Origin of the sequence: Corynebacterium provencense (assembly GCA_900049755.1) — a bacterium.
Classification (GTDB): Bacteria; Actinomycetota; Actinomycetes; order Mycobacteriales; family Mycobacteriaceae; genus Corynebacterium; species Corynebacterium neomassiliense.
The window spans coordinates 540,532-555,203 of the sequence record LT160593.1 but is presented as its reverse complement, the minus strand read 5'-3'; the positions used below and the strand labels follow the sequence as shown (position 1 = coordinate 555,203).

Genomic DNA, 14,672 nt, shown 5'->3' with positions numbered 1-14,672 from the left:
ACGTGCGCGTTTTCGTGTGCCGTCATTCGTTCAGCATTTCCTGACACCAGACCGCTTAACGACCGATACCTCGAATCTCGTTGACCTGAGAGAAAAGCAGTACAACGATGTCACTGGTTTCCACGAGAAACAGACCGCCGGAGTCCGGGAACGCAGAACCCGCGCATCCCCGGAAACGAAAAATAAAGTACTCATGGAAGGAGTCGCTCCTTTTCCTGCTGTTCATAGGGCCCAATCTCGGAATTATTCTCGTCTTCTCGTACTGGCCCACCCTGTACAACGCATTCTTCAGCTTCGTCGACTGGGACATGATCAGCCCGACCATGCAGTGGGTGGGACTGAAGAACTACGCCGACCTCCTGCATGACGCCGAGTTCATGACCGTTCTGCGGAACACCGTCGTCTTCACCTTCGTCACAGTCGCCGGAACTCTCGTCGGAGGTCTCGGCATCGGGATGCTCCTGTCCCGCCGGCTGAAGTTCTCGGGTCTCGCACGGACCCTGACCTTCGCACCGCACATGATCCCGGGGGCCGTGGTCGGCATCATGTGGCTGTTCATGTTCGACCCCAACTACGGTCTGAGCCGGTGGCTGTTCGGCCTCGTCGGTCTCGACTCCCCGCAGTGGACCTCGACCTCACAGTGGTCACTCTGGGCCGTCATCATCGCCTACTCGTGGCAGCAGGTCGGCTTCGTCGCGATCATCTACTACACGGCGATACTCGACCTGCCCCGGGAAATCTACGAGGCGGCGTCCGTCGACGGAGCCTCCGGGTGGCGACTGTTCCGCGACGTCACCCTGCCCCTGCTCCGCCCGGTGACGTTCTTCCTCGTGTGCACCGGCATCATCTCCAGCGCGCAGGCCTTCGACATCATCGCCACCCTGACCTCCGGTGGCCCCGGGGTCTCGTCGTCCACCCTGACCTGGTCCGTGTACGAGGAAGCCTTCCACAACTTCGACATCGGCAGCTCCGCCGCGCAGTCGATGGTCCTCTTCGTCTTCCTGATGGTCGTCACCGTCCTGCAGATGCGCTACGCCAGAAGGAGTGCGGATTAACCATGTCAACCACCACCCCCGTCACCGCACCGGTCGGTGACCTCACCGGCACACCCGGAGACGGAACCCCCGGAAGCGGCCTTCCCGGTGAACTGCGCAACGCCCGGAGCCGCCGGGCCCGGTCGGTACTGTCCCGGACCGCCCTCTACATCCTCCTGGTGGTCACCGCCCTCACCTTCTCGGTCCCGCTGTACTGGATGTTCAGCTCGGCGGTGAAGTCGCAGTCCGACATCTACTCCTGGCCGATCAACTGGATCCCCGGGTCACCGACGTGGCAGGGCTTCGTCGAGGCCTGGCGGACTGCGCCTTTCGGAAGGTTCTTCGTCAACTCGGTCGTCACCAGTCTGGTCGGCACCGTCCTGGAGATGGTGCTGGCGGTGTTCTCCGCCTACGCCTTCGCGTTCATGCGTATCCCCTTCAAGGGACCGCTGTTCGTCCTGATCCTCGGATCCATGATGCTGCCGGGGCACGTCACCCTGCTCGTCAACTACATCACCATCTCCCAGCTCGGCTGGCTGAACACCTACCAGGGCCTGATCGTGCCGGACATCGGCACCGCATTCGCAATGTTCCTGCTCTACCAGCAGATGCGGCAGATCCCGAAGGAACTCCTCGACTCCGCCCGTATCGACGGTGCCGGTCATCTGCGCCAGCTGTTCTCCGTCATCCTGCCGATCTGTGTCCCCATGGCTGTCACGGCAGCGCTCATCGTGTTCATGGGCAAGTGGAACAGCTACGTCTGGCCACTGATCGCCACCAGCACGGTGGACATGAGGACGCTGCCGATCGGGCTCCAGTTCCTGCAGAGCCAGGAGGGCTACACCAACTGGGGCGCGGTGATGGCGGGAGCCGTCATCGTCTCCCTCCCGATGCTCCTCCTTTTCTTCTTCGCCCAGAAGAAGATCATCGGCGGAATCAGCGCCGGAGCGCTCAAAGGCTGATCAGGGCCGATCAGGGCAGGACCTGCCGGACGCCCCCGTTCGGCCCGCCGACACCGACCACACGTACCACCCGCAATCAACTATCACCGAGAAGGATCCTTTACCCCCATGTCTGACTACCGCGGCCCCATCCTCAGCCGCCGTTCACTGCTCGGCCTCTTCGGCGTCGGAGCAGCCTCCCTGGGCCTCAGCGCCTGTGTGAACGTCTCAAGCTCCGGAAGCGCTCCCGCCACCGGCGGCGCAGCGACCCGTGACGGCTTCCGCCAGGCGGCGATGGAGGTGCCCCAGGAATTCAAGGACCGCACCGCCATCCTTTTCTGGGCACCCTTCACCGGAACGAACTTCGAAGCGCTCCAGGCACTGTTCGACGAGTTCAACCGGTCCCAGACCGACATCTACGCCGTCGCCCAGTCCCAGGGCAACTACAACGACCTGAACCAGAAGTTCACCGCAGCGCTGCAGGCCCGCGAGGTCCCCGACCTGGTCTGCTTCCCTGAACACCGGTGGATCCAGTTCTGGCAGGCCGACGCCCTCGTCCCGCTGGACCGCTACTTCGACGCCAACTGGTCACTCGACGTCTACCTGCAGAACTACGTCGGAGAGGGAAAAGCCGGCGACGAGACCTTCGCCGTTCCTTTCGCCCGTTCCACCCCGCTCTTCTACTACAACAAGGACAGGTTCGCCGAAGCCGGTCTCCCGGAGACCGGCCCGAAGAGCTGGTACGAGTACGCGGAGATGGCCCCGGAACTCCTGAAGATCAAGGTCGGGGGCAACCCGCTGAAGGCCTTCGCCTTCGGCGCCGAGGACCAGTGGTTCGGACAGTCCCAGCTGTGGGCCTGGGGAGGGAAGTTCTCCACCGCCGACAAGATCACCGTCGCCGACGGCCCCGCTGTCGAATGGCTCGACTGGACCAGAAACTTCATCCACAAGGACAAGTTCGGGTACATGGCCGGTGAAGCGATGACCGACTTCACCACCGGGGTCGCCGCTGCAGCCCACGGATCGACCGCGTCCCTGACCGGGGCGAAGAAGACGGCGAAGTTCAACATCGGGACAGCGTTCATGCTCGGCAAGGACACCGCCGGCCCGAAGGTACCCACCGGCGGATCCGGCCTGTCCATCGTCAAGGCCGAGTCCCAGGACCGCCAGGACGCCTGTGCCGAACTGCTCCGCTTCCTCGCCCAGCCGGAGAAGTCCGCCCAGTGGCACCGCGACACCGGGTACCTTCCCATCGTCACCGCCGCTCAGGACACCACCATCGTCAAGCAGCTGGTCAAGGAGGACCCGAACTACAAGACCGCCTTCGACCAGGTCAGGAACGCCCAGACCGCGGATCCGGTCAGCTGGTGGGAAGGCCCTGTCCAGGAGATCAACAAGAGCATGGCGGCAGTCTACGGAGACAACGCCGACCCCTCCGCCCAGGTCACGGCCCTGGCCGCCACCCTGGAAGAGAGCATGGGCAAGTACATCGACACGATCGCGAAGGTGAACGCATGAACAAGGCACGGCTGACAGTCATTTCCGTGGACGCCATGGAGGACGTCGACATCGAGTACGCGCGCACACTGCCGAACTTCGCACGGCTGATCGACAACGCCGCCACGGCGCAGATCGAATCGGTGTTCCCCACCCTCACCTACCCTGTCCACTCCGCCCAGATCACCGGCTGCCCGCCCGCCCGGACCGGTATCTTCAACAACGTCCTCATGCAGCCCGGCATCGACCACCCGGACTGGTTCTGGGACTACTCCTACATCAAGGTGCCGACCGTGCTCGACGCCGCCGCAGCCGCCGGCTACCGCGTCGCCGTCGTGGACTGGCCGGTGACTGCCGGCGCCCCGTTCGACATCGTCGTACCCGAACTCGGGAACTTCGACCGGACCGGCGGCGTCGAAGCGACCTACCGTGCCGCCACCTCCGAACGGGGCTGGGAGCTCTACGACCGGCACCGTGACCTCATCGAGTACGGCAGCAAGACCAACCACGGTCCCTTCGCCGCCGCGGTCACCGCCGACATTTTCCGGGAGGACAGCCCCGAAGTGGTCTTCCTCCACCTGGTGGAGCTGGATGCGGCGCGCCACCGGTACGGCCCGGACGGTCCCCACGTCAGGGAGGCCCTCGACATCCTCGATGTCCGCCTCGGCGTCATTCTCGGCGCCCTGGACGACTCCGGCCGTGCCGAAGAGACGAACATCGTGATGGTCTCCGACCACGGACAGCTCGCCACCGTCCAGCACACCAACCTCAACGTCCTCTTCCGGGAACGGGGACTGCTGACCACCGACGAGAACAATGAGCTGGTTGACTGGGACATCTACCTGCACAGTGCGGGACTGTCAGGCCAGCTGTTCGTCCGCGACGGTCTGTCCCCCCAGCGTCTCCGGGAGATCGAGGACGTCCTCGACGAGCTCGTCTCCGACCCGAAATACCGCATCCGCGAGATCCTCACCGCCGAAGAGGCCCGGCGACTCTACGGGCTCGACGGACCTTTCACCTGGATCGTCGAATCACACCCCGGCGTGATCGTCGGCGGGGCACTCGACCGTCGCGTCATCGTCCGCCGCGGGGACCCGGACTTCGGGGGAAACCTCGGTAACCACGGGCACAATCCGGGACAGGGCAACCAGCCTGTCTTCTACGCCACGGGGCCCGCATTCATCCCCGGGGCGGACGCCGGACGCCGTCCTGTCCTCGACGAAGCTCCCACCTTCGCCCGGGTGCTGGGCGTTGACCTTCCCACCTCATGGGGAACGGCTCTCGACGAGCTCCTCGCCTGACTGAAGAGCCTGACTGACGAGCCTGACCGGCGGGAGCCACCCGCCGGACAATGCCCCGGCCCTCCGACGAGGGGCCGGGGCATTGTCCGTCCCTAGGGTCCGTCCGCAGGGTCCGTCCCTAGGGTCCGTGTGTGGTGCCGGTCAGCTGACCGCCCCGTTGATCCTCACCCCGGAGTCACCGTCGAACAGGTGTATGCGGCTGCTGTCGATCCGTACCGGCACTGTCTCCCCCACCTGCGGATGGCTGCGGCCGTCCACACGGACGACGAGTTTCTCCGGTCCGGCGACGGCGTCCAGTTTCACGGTCCCGTAGATGTAGGCGTCCGACCCGAGGACCTCGACAGCGGTCACGGTCAGCTGCAGATCCGCCTGCTCCCCCTGCGAACACACCGTCACGTCCTCGGGCCGCAGTCCCACGGTGACGCGCGGCGGGACGGCCTCACCGGCCCGTGTCATCCCGGACAGCGGCAGTACCAGCTGGCCGAGGAACAGCACACCCGGGGACGAGACAGGGACAGTGAAGAAACTCATTGCCGGAGAGCCGATGAATCCGGCGACGAAGACATTGGCCGGCCTGTCGTACAGTTCCCCGGGGGCGGCGACCTGCTGCAGGTTCCCGTCCCGGAGGACGGCGACCCTGTCGCCCATCGTCATGGCCTCGGTCTGGTCATGGGTGACGTAGACGGTCGTCACGCCGAGCTGGCGACTCAGCCGCGACACCTCGGCCCTCATCTGCACCCGAAGGCGGGCGTCCAGGTTGGACAGCGGCTCGTCCATGAGGAAGGCCTTCGGTTCGCGGACGACGGCCCTTCCCATGGCCACCCGCTGACGCTGGCCTCCGGAGAGCGCCTTGGGCTTCCGGTCGAGGAGGTCACCGAGACCGAGGAGTTCCGCGGTATCGCGGACTTTCCTGCGCCGCTCGTCCTTCGACATCTTCGACAGTTTCAGCGAGAACTCCATGTTCTCGGCGACGGTCATGTGCGGGTAGAGGGCATAGTTCTGGAAGACCATCGCGATGTCCCGCTCCCGGGGGGAGACGTCGGTGACGTCGTGGCCGTCGATGCGGACGGTTCCGGAGGTGGCGTCCTCGAGGCCGGCGAGAATGCGCAGTGTCGTGGACTTCCCGCATCCGGAGGGGCCGACGAGCACCAGGAACTCACCGTCCCCGACAGTGATGTTGAGGTCGTTGAGCGCCGGTCGGGCGGCGTCCGGGTAGGTGCAGGACACGGCGTCAAGAGATAGTGTCGACATAGGTTTGCGTTCCTTAGAGGTACAGGTTCTGGGTGCTCCGGGGCTCTGCGGAGAAGGGGTCACCGCCGGCTCACCGGACAGGCACATGCCGGACGCTATCCCACCCTGGTGCATGGACGGTGTCGGTGCGGTGAACAGCGGGTTCATCTCCCGAACGGGCCCGCTGCGACCAGCATTGACACGTTCGTGCGGTCCGGATTCGGCCGGCCCCGAACCAGCCCCGACCCGACCCCGGCCCCTGTAGGATGTCCGGACAGGAGTCGGGAGGACGCCACCCTCCCGAGACACCCGTGCAGAGAGGGAGGACAGCATGCGGGAAGACACGCCCGGGGACTCGACCGGCTTTACTGAGCCACGGTGGCGGTCCTCGGCACTGGTGACCGTCGACCTGCAGAACGACTTTCTCGACGGCGGGGCGTCCCCCGTCCCGGGCACCGGCGCCGTCGTGCCGACGGTCGCAGCGCTCGCGGCGTCCTTCCGTGGCGCGGGTCTGCCCGTCGTCCACGTGGTACGGCTCTATGTCCCCGGCGGATCCGACACTGATCTTCCGAGGCGCTCCGAGATTGAACAGGGTGGCCGTATCGTCGCCCCCGGTTCGCCGGGGTCCCGCCCGGCCGCCGGACTGCTCCCACGGCCCGTCGACCCGGACCCGGAGCTGCTCCTGGCCGGCGGAATGCAGGATATCGGCCCCGGGGAGGTCATGATGTTCAAACCGCGCTGGAGTGCCTTCCACCGGACCGGCCTGGAACAGTGGTTGCGGGGCCACGGCTGTGACACGGTCGTCGTCGCCGGGTGCAATCTCCCCAACTGTCCCCGGGCGACACTGTTCGACGCGAGTGAGCGGGACTTCCGCTCCGTCCTCGCCGTCGACGCCGTGTCCGGGACCAGTCCGGAGCGTCTGGCCGACCTGGAGGGGATCGGGGTCGTTCTCCTCGACTCCGCCAGCATCATCGCCGAGGTCACATCGGGGGACGGGCAGGGAAAGGTCAGGTCCGGTCCCGGAGCCAGCGACGGTACCGGCGCAGGGCCAGGAAGTCTCTGACCTGGTCCACGCCCAGCGCGGCAGCCGCAGGGAACCCCGGCTGCGTGGACCTGCCCCGACCGAGGCGACGCAGCTGGTGGCGTACCCGTGCCATGGTGGCCGCCGAGGCCACGGTCCGGTCCCTGATCCGCACCGGGGCGAGGTCCACCGGTGCCTCCTTCCCCGCCCTCCACTTCATCGGCAGGTCGGGGTCGACCGCCAGGGCGGTGCCGAGCCCGACCACGGACACGCCGCTGTCGATGACCTGGAGTGCCGTGGATCTCCGGGTCACTCCCCCGGTGACCATCAGCGGAAGTGGACTGTCTGCGACAAGTTGGCCGGCGAGTTCCAGGAAGTAGGCTTCCCTGGCGACGGTCCGGGCCGGGCGCCTGTCGTCGGGGGCTCCCGCTCCGCCGGTCATCGCCGGACTCTCGTAGCTGCCTCCCGACAGTTCCACCAGGTCGACACCGAGGGGTGCCAGCCAGGAGATGACCCGGCGTGCGTCCCCGGGTCCGAAACCGCCGCGCTGGAAGTCGGCGGAGTTCAGTTTCACGGCCACGGCGAAGTCGGTGCGTACGGCGTCACGGATGCGGCGGACGGTGTCCAGCAGCAGCCGGGCGCGGTTTTCCAGGCTCCCACCCCACCTGTCGGTCCTGGTGTTGACCAGCGGGGACAGGAACTGGGACAACAGGTAGCCGTGGGCGGCGTGGACCTCCACCCCGTCGAATCCGGCGTTCTGGGCGAGTACGGCGGTGTCCACGAAGCGTCGGACGGTCTCCTCGATCTGTGGCTCCGTCATCTCCTGCGCCCGGGCGAACATCGCGCTGGTGCGTCCTGTGTCCACCCGGTTGGATGAGGGGCCCCAGGCGACTCCGGGCATGTCCGCCTGGACCTGCCGCCCCGGGTGGTTGATCTGCATCCAGACGACAGAGCCTCCGCTGTGGGCGGCTTTCGCCCAGTCGCGGAAGGGCTGCACCGGACTGAGCCTGTCGAGGACGATCCCCGACGGGCCGGTCAACGCTGCATCGTGGACCATGACGTTTCCGGTGATCAGCAGGCCCGCGCCGCCGGCGGACCAGGTGCGGTAGAGCTTCAGCAGATCATCGCCCGGCAGCTGGCCGGTGGCCGCCATGTTCTCCTCCATGGCGGCTTTGGCGATGCGGTTGGGCAGGGTCCGGCCGCAGGGCAGGGTCAGTGGTGCGAAGAGGTCGTGTGACATGATTTCCCGGGTGCTCAGCAAGATGTGTACGGTGACAACATCACCATATGGAGGTATGTTAACGATGTCAACCCCGAAGGGCGACGGCTACCACCACGGCAGCCTCCGCCAGGCCCTGGTCGAAACCGCCGTGGCCATGCTGGAGCGCGGCGAAGCCTTCTCCCTGAGAGCGGTCGCCCGGGAGACCGGGGTGTCCCAGGCGGCCCCCTACCGGCACTTCCCGGACCGGAGCCACCTGGAGTCGGCCGTCGCCGCAGTGGGATTCAGGGATCTCGGAGACGATCTCCTCTCCGACCGTGAGCTGCCGCGCAGTGCAGGCGACCTGCCGGACTTCGCGGTGCGCTACGTGGAGTTCGCACTCCGGCGCCCCCGCATGTTCAGGCTGATGTTCGGCACCGGCTGTGACCGGAGCAGTGACGAACGGGTCCGGGCCTCCGGAAGGATTCATGACGCCCTGGCGCAGTCACTGTCGGCGGTCTACCCGGACCTCACGGAGCAGGAACTCGCGGACCTGGCGACCGGACTGTGGGCGACGGCGCACGGCCTGGCCTGCCTGTACTCCGACGGAAAACTCCCCGTCGGGTCCCCCGGCGAGGTCGCCGAGCGGGTACACGCCGTCTTCGCTGCGGTGGTCCCCCCGGACGGGCGCTGAGTCCGGCTCCGGCCGCGGCGCCACGTCAACGATATGTTGACGCCGTCCACTTCGGTCTCTACGCTCGGCCCGGACGCCCGGTCGCAGCGGAACCCCCGGTCTTCCGGGTAGGACCGGCACAGCTCTCCCCCGCCAAGGGGGCCACCGACTTCAGGATGCCCAGGAGGATCTGACCGTGAACACCGTACTCATGGCCGTGACCGCGGCCCGCCACTGGACGCTCACCGACGGCACGCAGCACCCGACCGGATTCTGGGCCGAGGAGTTCCTCGTCCCGTACGGGATCTTCACCCGGGCAGGATTCACGGTCACCGTCGCCACACCCGGAGGGAGGAAACCCGTGGTCGACGAACTGAGTCTGGGGCTGACGGGTGGCGTCCTCCCCCGCACCGCCCGTCAGTTCCGGTCCCGGCTCGACGAACTCTCACCGGTCCTGGAGAATCCGGCGGACCTCCACACCGTCGACGAGGAGGACCACGGACTGGTCTTCTGCCCGGGCGGCCACGGGCCGATGGAGGATCTCGCCTATGACCCGGCCTTCGGACAGCTCCTCAACAGGCGGCTCCTCTCGGGACGCCCGCTGGCCCTGCTGTGTCACGCCCCGGCTGCGCTCCTCGCCACCGTCGGTGACGACGGGGTCACGCCGTTCGCCGCCCGCCGTGTCACGGGACTGTCCAACCGGGAGGAACTCGTCAACCGCTTCGCGAGGAAGGCCCCCTGGCTGCTCGAGGACATGCTCAGGGACATCGGTGTCGACTACGACAGGGCCCTGATCCCTTTCCTTCCCCACGTCGTCAGGGACGGCAACCTGTACAGCGGCCAGAATCCTCAGTCGTCGAAGCGGCTGGCCGAGACCCTGGTCACCGATCTCAGGGACGGCACAGCCGGACGGTACGGACGTTGACCGTTGACCTGGACTGCAGGGCCGTGCGAGGTGCGCTACCGGGCTGCGTTCGACATCATCTCGGTGAACTGCGCCGACTGTGAGACAGCACTGGCACCGTCGATCACGAGCTCGGCTCCGGAAATGTAGCTCGACTCGTCCGAAATGAGGAAGGCGACCGCCGGAGCAATGTCCTCGGGACGACCGACACGGTTCAGCGCGGCGAGAGGGAAGGGGGCGTCCGCCGCGGCTCCCAGGGAGGCTTCTGTCATCGGTGTGGCTATCGCACCCGGGTGGACGGAGTTGACCCGGATCCCGAACTGGCCGAGCTCCAGGGCCGCCGACTTCGACATCCCACGCACAGCCCACTTGGAGCCGGAGTAGGCGACAGCGTTCGCCTGCCCGTTCATGCCGGCCAGCGAGGAGATGTTCACGATGGACCCTCCACCGTTCTTCTTCAGTTCGGGGATGACGGCCATCATTCCGAGGTACACGCTGCGCACGTTGACGGCGAGCAGCTTGTCGAGCGTGCCGACGGTGGAGGACTCCAGCGGCTCCATGATCAGGATCCCGGCGTTGTTGACGAGAGCGTCGACATGTCCGAACGTGCTGACGGTGGTCTCAATGACACGCTTCCAGTCTTCTTCGCTCGTGACGTCCTGTCTGACGAACACGGCCCGCTCGCCCAGGTCTGCAGTAGTCTTCTCCCCGAGTTCGGCGTTGAAGTCGGTCAGCACCACAGAGGCGCCCCGTTCGACGAGAAGTTTCGCTTCCGCCGCGCCCTGTCCACCGGCTGCGCCGGTGACGATGACGACTTTGTCCTGCAGAGAATCAGCCACTGTAGTTTTCCTCGGGTTCTGCTGCACGCTCGGGTGACAGCAACTGGTCACGCCGCGGATGCGGTCGCAGAACCCATTCTGCGTGCCGGAGCTCACCGGGGTCAACCTGCCGTACGACCCCCCATAGAGCCGCCCGTCAGGCGTTCACCACACTGCCGGGGCATCCACCCCGTGGCCGGTCTGCAGACGGGCGCGTGGCAGGCTAGGCGGCAGGAGCGTTGTTGATGCGGTCAGCCTGAGCTGCAGCAATACTCGTGATCAGCCCGGCGTCCGCGGTCTGCGGTGCCACCACGGTGAAAGTGATCCCACCGGTGGTGGCAGTGACCACGGTGATGGTGGTGCCGACACCTTCACCCTCGACAGGCTGATCATTCAAGGTCGCACCGGTAAGAGTGACATCGGCGCTGACGAGGACCTCCGCGTTGTCCATACTCACCTGCGAGGGCACCGCAGTGAAGGCACTGGCGGCCACGGTTCCGGACTCGTCCATGGTGCGGGTGAACTCAGCACACTCGGACAGTTCCGCGGGATAGTGGGCCGGATCGACGGGATCGCTGGTCAAGGTGATCATGATGGCGTCATCCTCATCGGCGAGGTTGCCGTAACCGGCGGTGGCGTGGGTGTCGGTGGGTAACATCATCCAGTCAATGACGGACAGTGAGTCCATGGCCACTCCGGTGCACTGGGTGGGCGTGGTGGTTGTCATCTCGGCGATGGACTGCCCACCGATCAGCCCCGGGAGGTCATCAGACGAACCCTCAGGGTCGTCGGAGAGTTCCTTGATCAGTTCCGCCATACTGGGCTCACCGGAGGCAGTGGGCGGAATGTATTCGAAACCCTCCGGGGTCAGTGAACCGTCGACGATGAGATCAGACAATGCCCTGGAGGCGGGCTGCCCAGCGTCCAGACTGGTCACTGCACTGGCCTGGTCGGGGTTCGAGACCACCTCATCAGCAGCGTCACTGCTGCAGGCGGTGAGGCCCACCACGCAAGCGGCGATCGAGGTAAGGGCAATACTCGGACGGGCAAAAAAGTGCATCATATTTCTTTCCTATAAGGCAAACTTCGTATTGAGTGCAATATAAATAACTTCGCCGACGGTTCATATTTCATGAATGAAGGGTGTCGGTGATGATTAAGAGACAAAACGTCTAACTTCCTCCGCCGATATAGTATCCTTGTCGTACCAGACAATATCATTTGCATGAAACTCATTGAAGACAAGAACAATTCTCTCGTCAAGGAGTGCTATATCGTGAAGACCCTTGAACGTTTTGTGTCCCATTTTCCGAAGTTTCTTGTTTACTTTCGCCGGCTTTTTGTTCAGCGGAACACCGTAGATGGTATCACTATCATTGACGTCCGTAGAGAATGAATTAGACACGCCGTGGGTCAGATTGATAAAGACACTCCGATAGCTGCCGTCGATTAACATCGTACCTTCAACGCTTGTGTGCGCATCGAAAATACTTTCAAGTCCCGGCACGTTTTTTGGCGGATTGAATCTGTATTCATTTATGATGTCTTTGTAGTATTCGGCGTCGTGACTTAGTTCAATGTCGACCGGCGGACTTTCGACGAAATCCATGTCTTACGCGGCTCCTAGGTTTGTCGTTTCAATCTGGTTCGGGTGCTTCGCGATCCAGCATTCTTTAAGTGCCTGGCCGATCATCATGGTTGAACCGTCCCTTACCGTCGGGTGTGATGATCTCATCGGTGGTGGGGTACTTCAGGCGGGAGTTCTCCCACCCGAGATCGCGCCACTTGTCGCGGATACGGCCCTCCACCTGGCGGGCGACCCCGCCGGAGACGTCGGGATGCCAGTAGATCGAGGAGGCCTTGGCGAACACCTGGAACTTGCCTCCGCGTGCGGCATCGGATTCCGGGGTTGTTGCGTCCCCGAACTTCGCGTATCCGCCGAGACGGTGGAAGGTCTCCTCGATCCGCCCTTTGATCCGGTAGCCGTGGAGAACATCGGCCTGAGCGGTCGATGTGGGAGTGGCAGTGGCGACGGTGGCGGTGACCCAGCAGGGCGGTGAAACGTCTGCGAGGGGTGTGTCCGGTCATGCCGTGCGAACGCCGGAGACGTGCCGACGGTGAGGGAGAAGCGTCATGGACGGGTAGGTTAACTGAGGAAACTTTGTTTCGGTAGAGTGGGCTGAGACAAAGACATGCAGAAGCACCCCCGCGCTCTGTGGTGCTTGGAATGTGAAAGTGTGTATGTACAGTCTTTCTGCTGTGAATGATGGTGCTTGACGCGCACGCTGTGCGTTACCCCCGCATCCTGCGGTGGAGGAGGCTCCAGTGGCACAGCCAGAATCGGGGCTACGCGGTCGCGGCGTTCAGTTCTGCACCCGCTGCCTCCTAGCCCCTCCCAACGGTCACCATCGACCTGTGGGATCAGAGGTGCTGCTGCATATAGGTCTGTGCCACATACTTTCAGAAGACGGTGAATTGCCGGAAGTCGGATTCACGTGCTCCGTGTGCCAGGTATGCCGGGTTGGCAGAACCACCCCCCCACCGTCGGCAAACCTCCTGGGACTCCAGGGCCTCCGCGCCCCTGTCACCCACGAAGGGCACTTTGCCCCGCAACCCCTCTACTGTCAGTTCTCGCACATCCGCTTCCCCGGAGCACGAAAAACCGGAGATCATCAACCCTTTCGGGTTTCTGACCTCCGGTGCTTGCAGTTCGTGGACTGCACGTTGTGGAGCTATGGGGAATCGAACCCCAGACCTTTGCATTGCGAACGCAACGCTCTACCAACTGAGCTATAGCCCCGTCGTCAGCTCCGGTCTTCACCGAAGACGACACCGAGAGAGCATACACCTACCACCGGCGGAACTCATAGTCGGTACGGGACGTCGCCGCGACGAGGCAGTACCGTCCGGTCCCCGTCTGGCCGGGGGTCAGATGACCGAGGCGTCCCCCCGGTAGTCCACCAGCGGCCGGGGAGTGTCTATGACGGAATAGTCTCCGGCGTCCCCGGTGATGATCCGCGAACGTTGCCCCGTCACTGAGGTCGGTACAGAACCCGCGAGGGTCACACGGTGAAGTTCCCGCCGCTCATCGCCGAAGTCGTGGACGCCGTAATGCTGGGTCGCGTGGTTGTCCCACAGGACCACGTCTCCGTCCTGCCACTCCCACCTGAAAACATTGTCCGGACGGGTGATGCGGTCCTGGTAGATGGCGAACAGGTCATGGAACTCGCTCGGTCGCAGCCCCACGAAGCCGTTGACGAAGTGCCCGAGCAGCAGCGATCTTTCGCCGGTCTCCGGATGGACATGGACCACCGGGTGTTCGGTCTCGAAAGGCACCCGGGTGAACTCCCTCCGGTATTCGGTGTTGTCCCGGTTGCTGTCGAGGCTGGAGGCGTAGTCGTAGTCGTTGGAGTGGACGGCCCAGAGGTTGTCCGCCAGTACACGCAGCGCCTCAGGCAGCGCGTTGTACGCGGCGACGGTGTTCGCGAAGATCGTGGATCCCCCGTAGCTGGGCCGGGTGACCGCACGCAGGATGCTGATCTTGGGCACCCGGTCAACGAACGAGACGTCCGTGTGCCAGGAGTTCGCAGCTCCCTCGACGACGAGCCTGTCAAGCCCCGTGGAATGTACGGTGGGGTGTGCCAGTGTGGGTGTCCCTATCCGGGACGCGAAGGCGTACTGGCTGTCGTCGTCCAGGAACTGTCCCCGGAATCCGACGGCCTTGTATGTGGCCAGTGCGGTCCGAATGAACTCCACCTCCCTGTCGCTGATGTCTGCTGAGAGGTCGATGCCTTCAATGACCGCGCCGATGTTTCGGCCCTGCCGGATGACGGTGGGTGTTCGGGTGAGGGTGCTGGTCATGGTGAACTCCGCTTTCGGTGGTATTGTGATAATCAGCAGATAAGATGATTGGGAATCCCTACTGATGTATTTGCCGACTGTCGGGGACAGAAACTGCGGACAAGCAGGGGAATCATCGCCGTCCAGCTGCTCCGAGCATCCGCGCGGAGAACCGCCGACTCCAGTTCCACTATAGACAGCTCTGTCTGTTCGCC

The 14,672-nt window shown here is 64.5% G+C and carries 14 protein-coding genes and 1 tRNA gene; 7 read left to right on the top strand and 8 right to left on the bottom strand.

The features are described 5' to 3' along the window. Window positions 1-107: 107 nt before the first annotated feature. The 4 genes from BN3906_RS08955 to BN3906_RS08940 all read left to right on the top strand — a co-directional run bounded on the left by BN3906_RS08955 (window position 108) and on the right by BN3906_RS08940 (window position 4,773). Window positions 108-1,055 carry a carbohydrate ABC transporter permease gene (locus tag BN3906_RS08955; RefSeq protein ID WP_066587374.1) on the top strand — a complete coding sequence of 316 codons (948 nt, stop codon included), beginning with the start codon at window positions 108-110 and terminating at the stop codon, window positions 1,053-1,055. 2 nt (window positions 1,056-1,057) lie between these two features. Then, window positions 1,058-1,996, top strand: coding sequence for a carbohydrate ABC transporter permease (locus BN3906_RS08950; protein WP_066587372.1), 939 nt, complete (start codon window positions 1,058-1,060; stop codon window positions 1,994-1,996). A 108-nt stretch (window positions 1,997-2,104) separates the two neighbouring features. Further along, window positions 2,105-3,493: an ABC transporter substrate-binding protein gene (locus BN3906_RS08945; protein ID WP_066587369.1), complete on the top strand. Its 1,389-nt coding sequence runs from the start codon at window positions 2,105-2,107 to the stop codon at window positions 3,491-3,493. After that, entirely contained in the window at window positions 3,490-4,773 is a 1,284-nt protein-coding gene (locus tag BN3906_RS08940; RefSeq protein WP_066587368.1) for an alkaline phosphatase family protein, read from the top strand. Before BN3906_RS08945 ends, BN3906_RS08940 begins: the two co-directional genes overlap by 4 nt. A 141-nt stretch (window positions 4,774-4,914) precedes the next feature. On the opposite strand, the gene BN3906_RS08935 is transcribed toward BN3906_RS08940, so the two are convergent. Next, on the bottom strand, window positions 4,915-6,024 hold the full coding sequence (locus BN3906_RS08935) for an ABC transporter ATP-binding protein (protein WP_066587367.1): 1,110 nt from the start codon (window positions 6,022-6,024) through the stop codon (window positions 4,915-4,917). Between the two features lie 310 nt (window positions 6,025-6,334). On the opposite strand from BN3906_RS08935, the gene BN3906_RS08930 reads away from it, so the two are divergent. Next, window positions 6,335-7,066, top strand: coding sequence for a cysteine hydrolase family protein (locus BN3906_RS08930; protein WP_078057318.1), 732 nt, complete (start codon window positions 6,335-6,337; stop codon window positions 7,064-7,066). Here the strand turns inward: BN3906_RS08930 and BN3906_RS08925 are convergent. Beyond that, on the bottom strand, window positions 7,011-8,264 hold the full coding sequence (locus tag BN3906_RS08925; RefSeq protein WP_066587365.1) for an NADH:flavin oxidoreductase/NADH oxidase family protein: 1,254 nt from the start codon (window positions 8,262-8,264) through the stop codon (window positions 7,011-7,013). The two genes, BN3906_RS08930 and BN3906_RS08925, sit on opposite strands and share 56 nt — an antisense overlap. Window positions 8,265-8,328: 64 nt before the next feature. Between BN3906_RS08925 and BN3906_RS08920 the strand changes: the two genes are divergently transcribed. Then, window positions 8,329-8,916, top strand: coding sequence for a TetR/AcrR family transcriptional regulator (locus tag BN3906_RS08920; RefSeq protein ID WP_066587363.1), 588 nt, complete (start codon window positions 8,329-8,331; stop codon window positions 8,914-8,916). Between the two features lie 175 nt (window positions 8,917-9,091). Beyond that, a complete protein-coding gene (locus BN3906_RS08915; protein ID WP_130840324.1) occupies window positions 9,092-9,820 on the top strand; it encodes a type 1 glutamine amidotransferase domain-containing protein in 729 nt (242 codons plus the stop codon). 35 nt (window positions 9,821-9,855) lie between these two features. Here BN3906_RS08915 and BN3906_RS08910 read toward each other — a convergent pair whose 3' ends face one another. The 6 genes from BN3906_RS08910 to BN3906_RS08890 all read right to left on the bottom strand — a co-directional run bounded on the left by BN3906_RS08910 (window position 9,856) and on the right by BN3906_RS08890 (window position 14,478). Next, window positions 9,856-10,638 (bottom strand): glucose 1-dehydrogenase, encoded by a 783-nt coding sequence (locus BN3906_RS08910; protein ID WP_066587361.1) that lies wholly within the window; start codon window positions 10,636-10,638, stop codon window positions 9,856-9,858. A 202-nt stretch (window positions 10,639-10,840) separates the two neighbouring features. After that, window positions 10,841-11,680 carry a hypothetical protein gene (locus BN3906_RS08905; RefSeq protein WP_147592895.1) on the bottom strand — a complete coding sequence of 280 codons (840 nt, stop codon included), beginning with the start codon at window positions 11,678-11,680 and terminating at the stop codon, window positions 10,841-10,843. Between the two features lie 93 nt (window positions 11,681-11,773). Continuing rightward, the gene (locus BN3906_RS14510; RefSeq protein WP_147592893.1) at window positions 11,774-12,226 is read right to left on the bottom strand and encodes a hypothetical protein; all 453 of its coding nucleotides are present in this window, start codon (window positions 12,224-12,226) and stop codon (window positions 11,774-11,776) included. 64 nt (window positions 12,227-12,290) lie between these two features. Then, on the bottom strand, window positions 12,291-12,581 hold the full coding sequence (locus BN3906_RS08900; RefSeq protein WP_227871321.1) for an LGFP repeat-containing protein: 291 nt from the start codon (window positions 12,579-12,581) through the stop codon (window positions 12,291-12,293). Between the two features lie 763 nt (window positions 12,582-13,344). Continuing rightward, window positions 13,345-13,417 (bottom strand) — tRNA-Ala (locus tag BN3906_RS08895). A 128-nt stretch (window positions 13,418-13,545) separates the two neighbouring features. Continuing rightward, a complete protein-coding gene (locus BN3906_RS08890) occupies window positions 13,546-14,478 on the bottom strand; it encodes a TauD/TfdA dioxygenase family protein (protein ID WP_066587328.1) in 933 nt (310 codons plus the stop codon). Window positions 14,479-14,672 lie beyond the last annotated feature (194 nt).

Excerpts from the sequence above, each read along its gene's own strand:
- BN3906_RS08955 (WP_066587374.1), top strand. The coding sequence starts at position 108 with ATGTCACTGGTTTCCACGAGAAACAGACCGCCGGAGTCCGGGAACGCA.
- BN3906_RS08950 (WP_066587372.1), top strand. The coding sequence starts at position 1,058 with ATGTCAACCACCACCCCCGTCACCGCACCGGTCGGTGACCTCACCGGC.
- BN3906_RS08945 (WP_066587369.1), top strand. The coding sequence starts at position 2,105 with ATGTCTGACTACCGCGGCCCCATCCTCAGCCGCCGTTCACTGCTCGGC.
- BN3906_RS08940 (WP_066587368.1), top strand. The coding sequence starts at position 3,490 with ATGAACAAGGCACGGCTGACAGTCATTTCCGTGGACGCCATGGAGGAC.
- BN3906_RS08935 (WP_066587367.1), bottom strand. The coding sequence starts at position 6,024 with ATGTCGACACTATCTCTTGACGCCGTGTCCTGCACCTACCCGGACGCC.
- BN3906_RS08930 (WP_078057318.1), top strand. The coding sequence starts at position 6,335 with ATGCGGGAAGACACGCCCGGGGACTCGACCGGCTTTACTGAGCCACGG.
- BN3906_RS08925 (WP_066587365.1), bottom strand. The coding sequence starts at position 8,264 with ATGTCACACGACCTCTTCGCACCACTGACCCTGCCCTGCGGCCGGACC.
- BN3906_RS08920 (WP_066587363.1), top strand. The coding sequence starts at position 8,329 with ATGTCAACCCCGAAGGGCGACGGCTACCACCACGGCAGCCTCCGCCAG.
- BN3906_RS08905 (WP_147592895.1), bottom strand. The coding sequence starts at position 11,680 with ATGATGCACTTTTTTGCCCGTCCGAGTATTGCCCTTACCTCGATCGCC.
- BN3906_RS14510 (WP_147592893.1), bottom strand. The coding sequence starts at position 12,226 with ATGGATTTCGTCGAAAGTCCGCCGGTCGACATTGAACTAAGTCACGAC.
- BN3906_RS08890 (WP_066587328.1), bottom strand. The coding sequence starts at position 14,478 with ATGACCAGCACCCTCACCCGAACACCCACCGTCATCCGGCAGGGCCGA.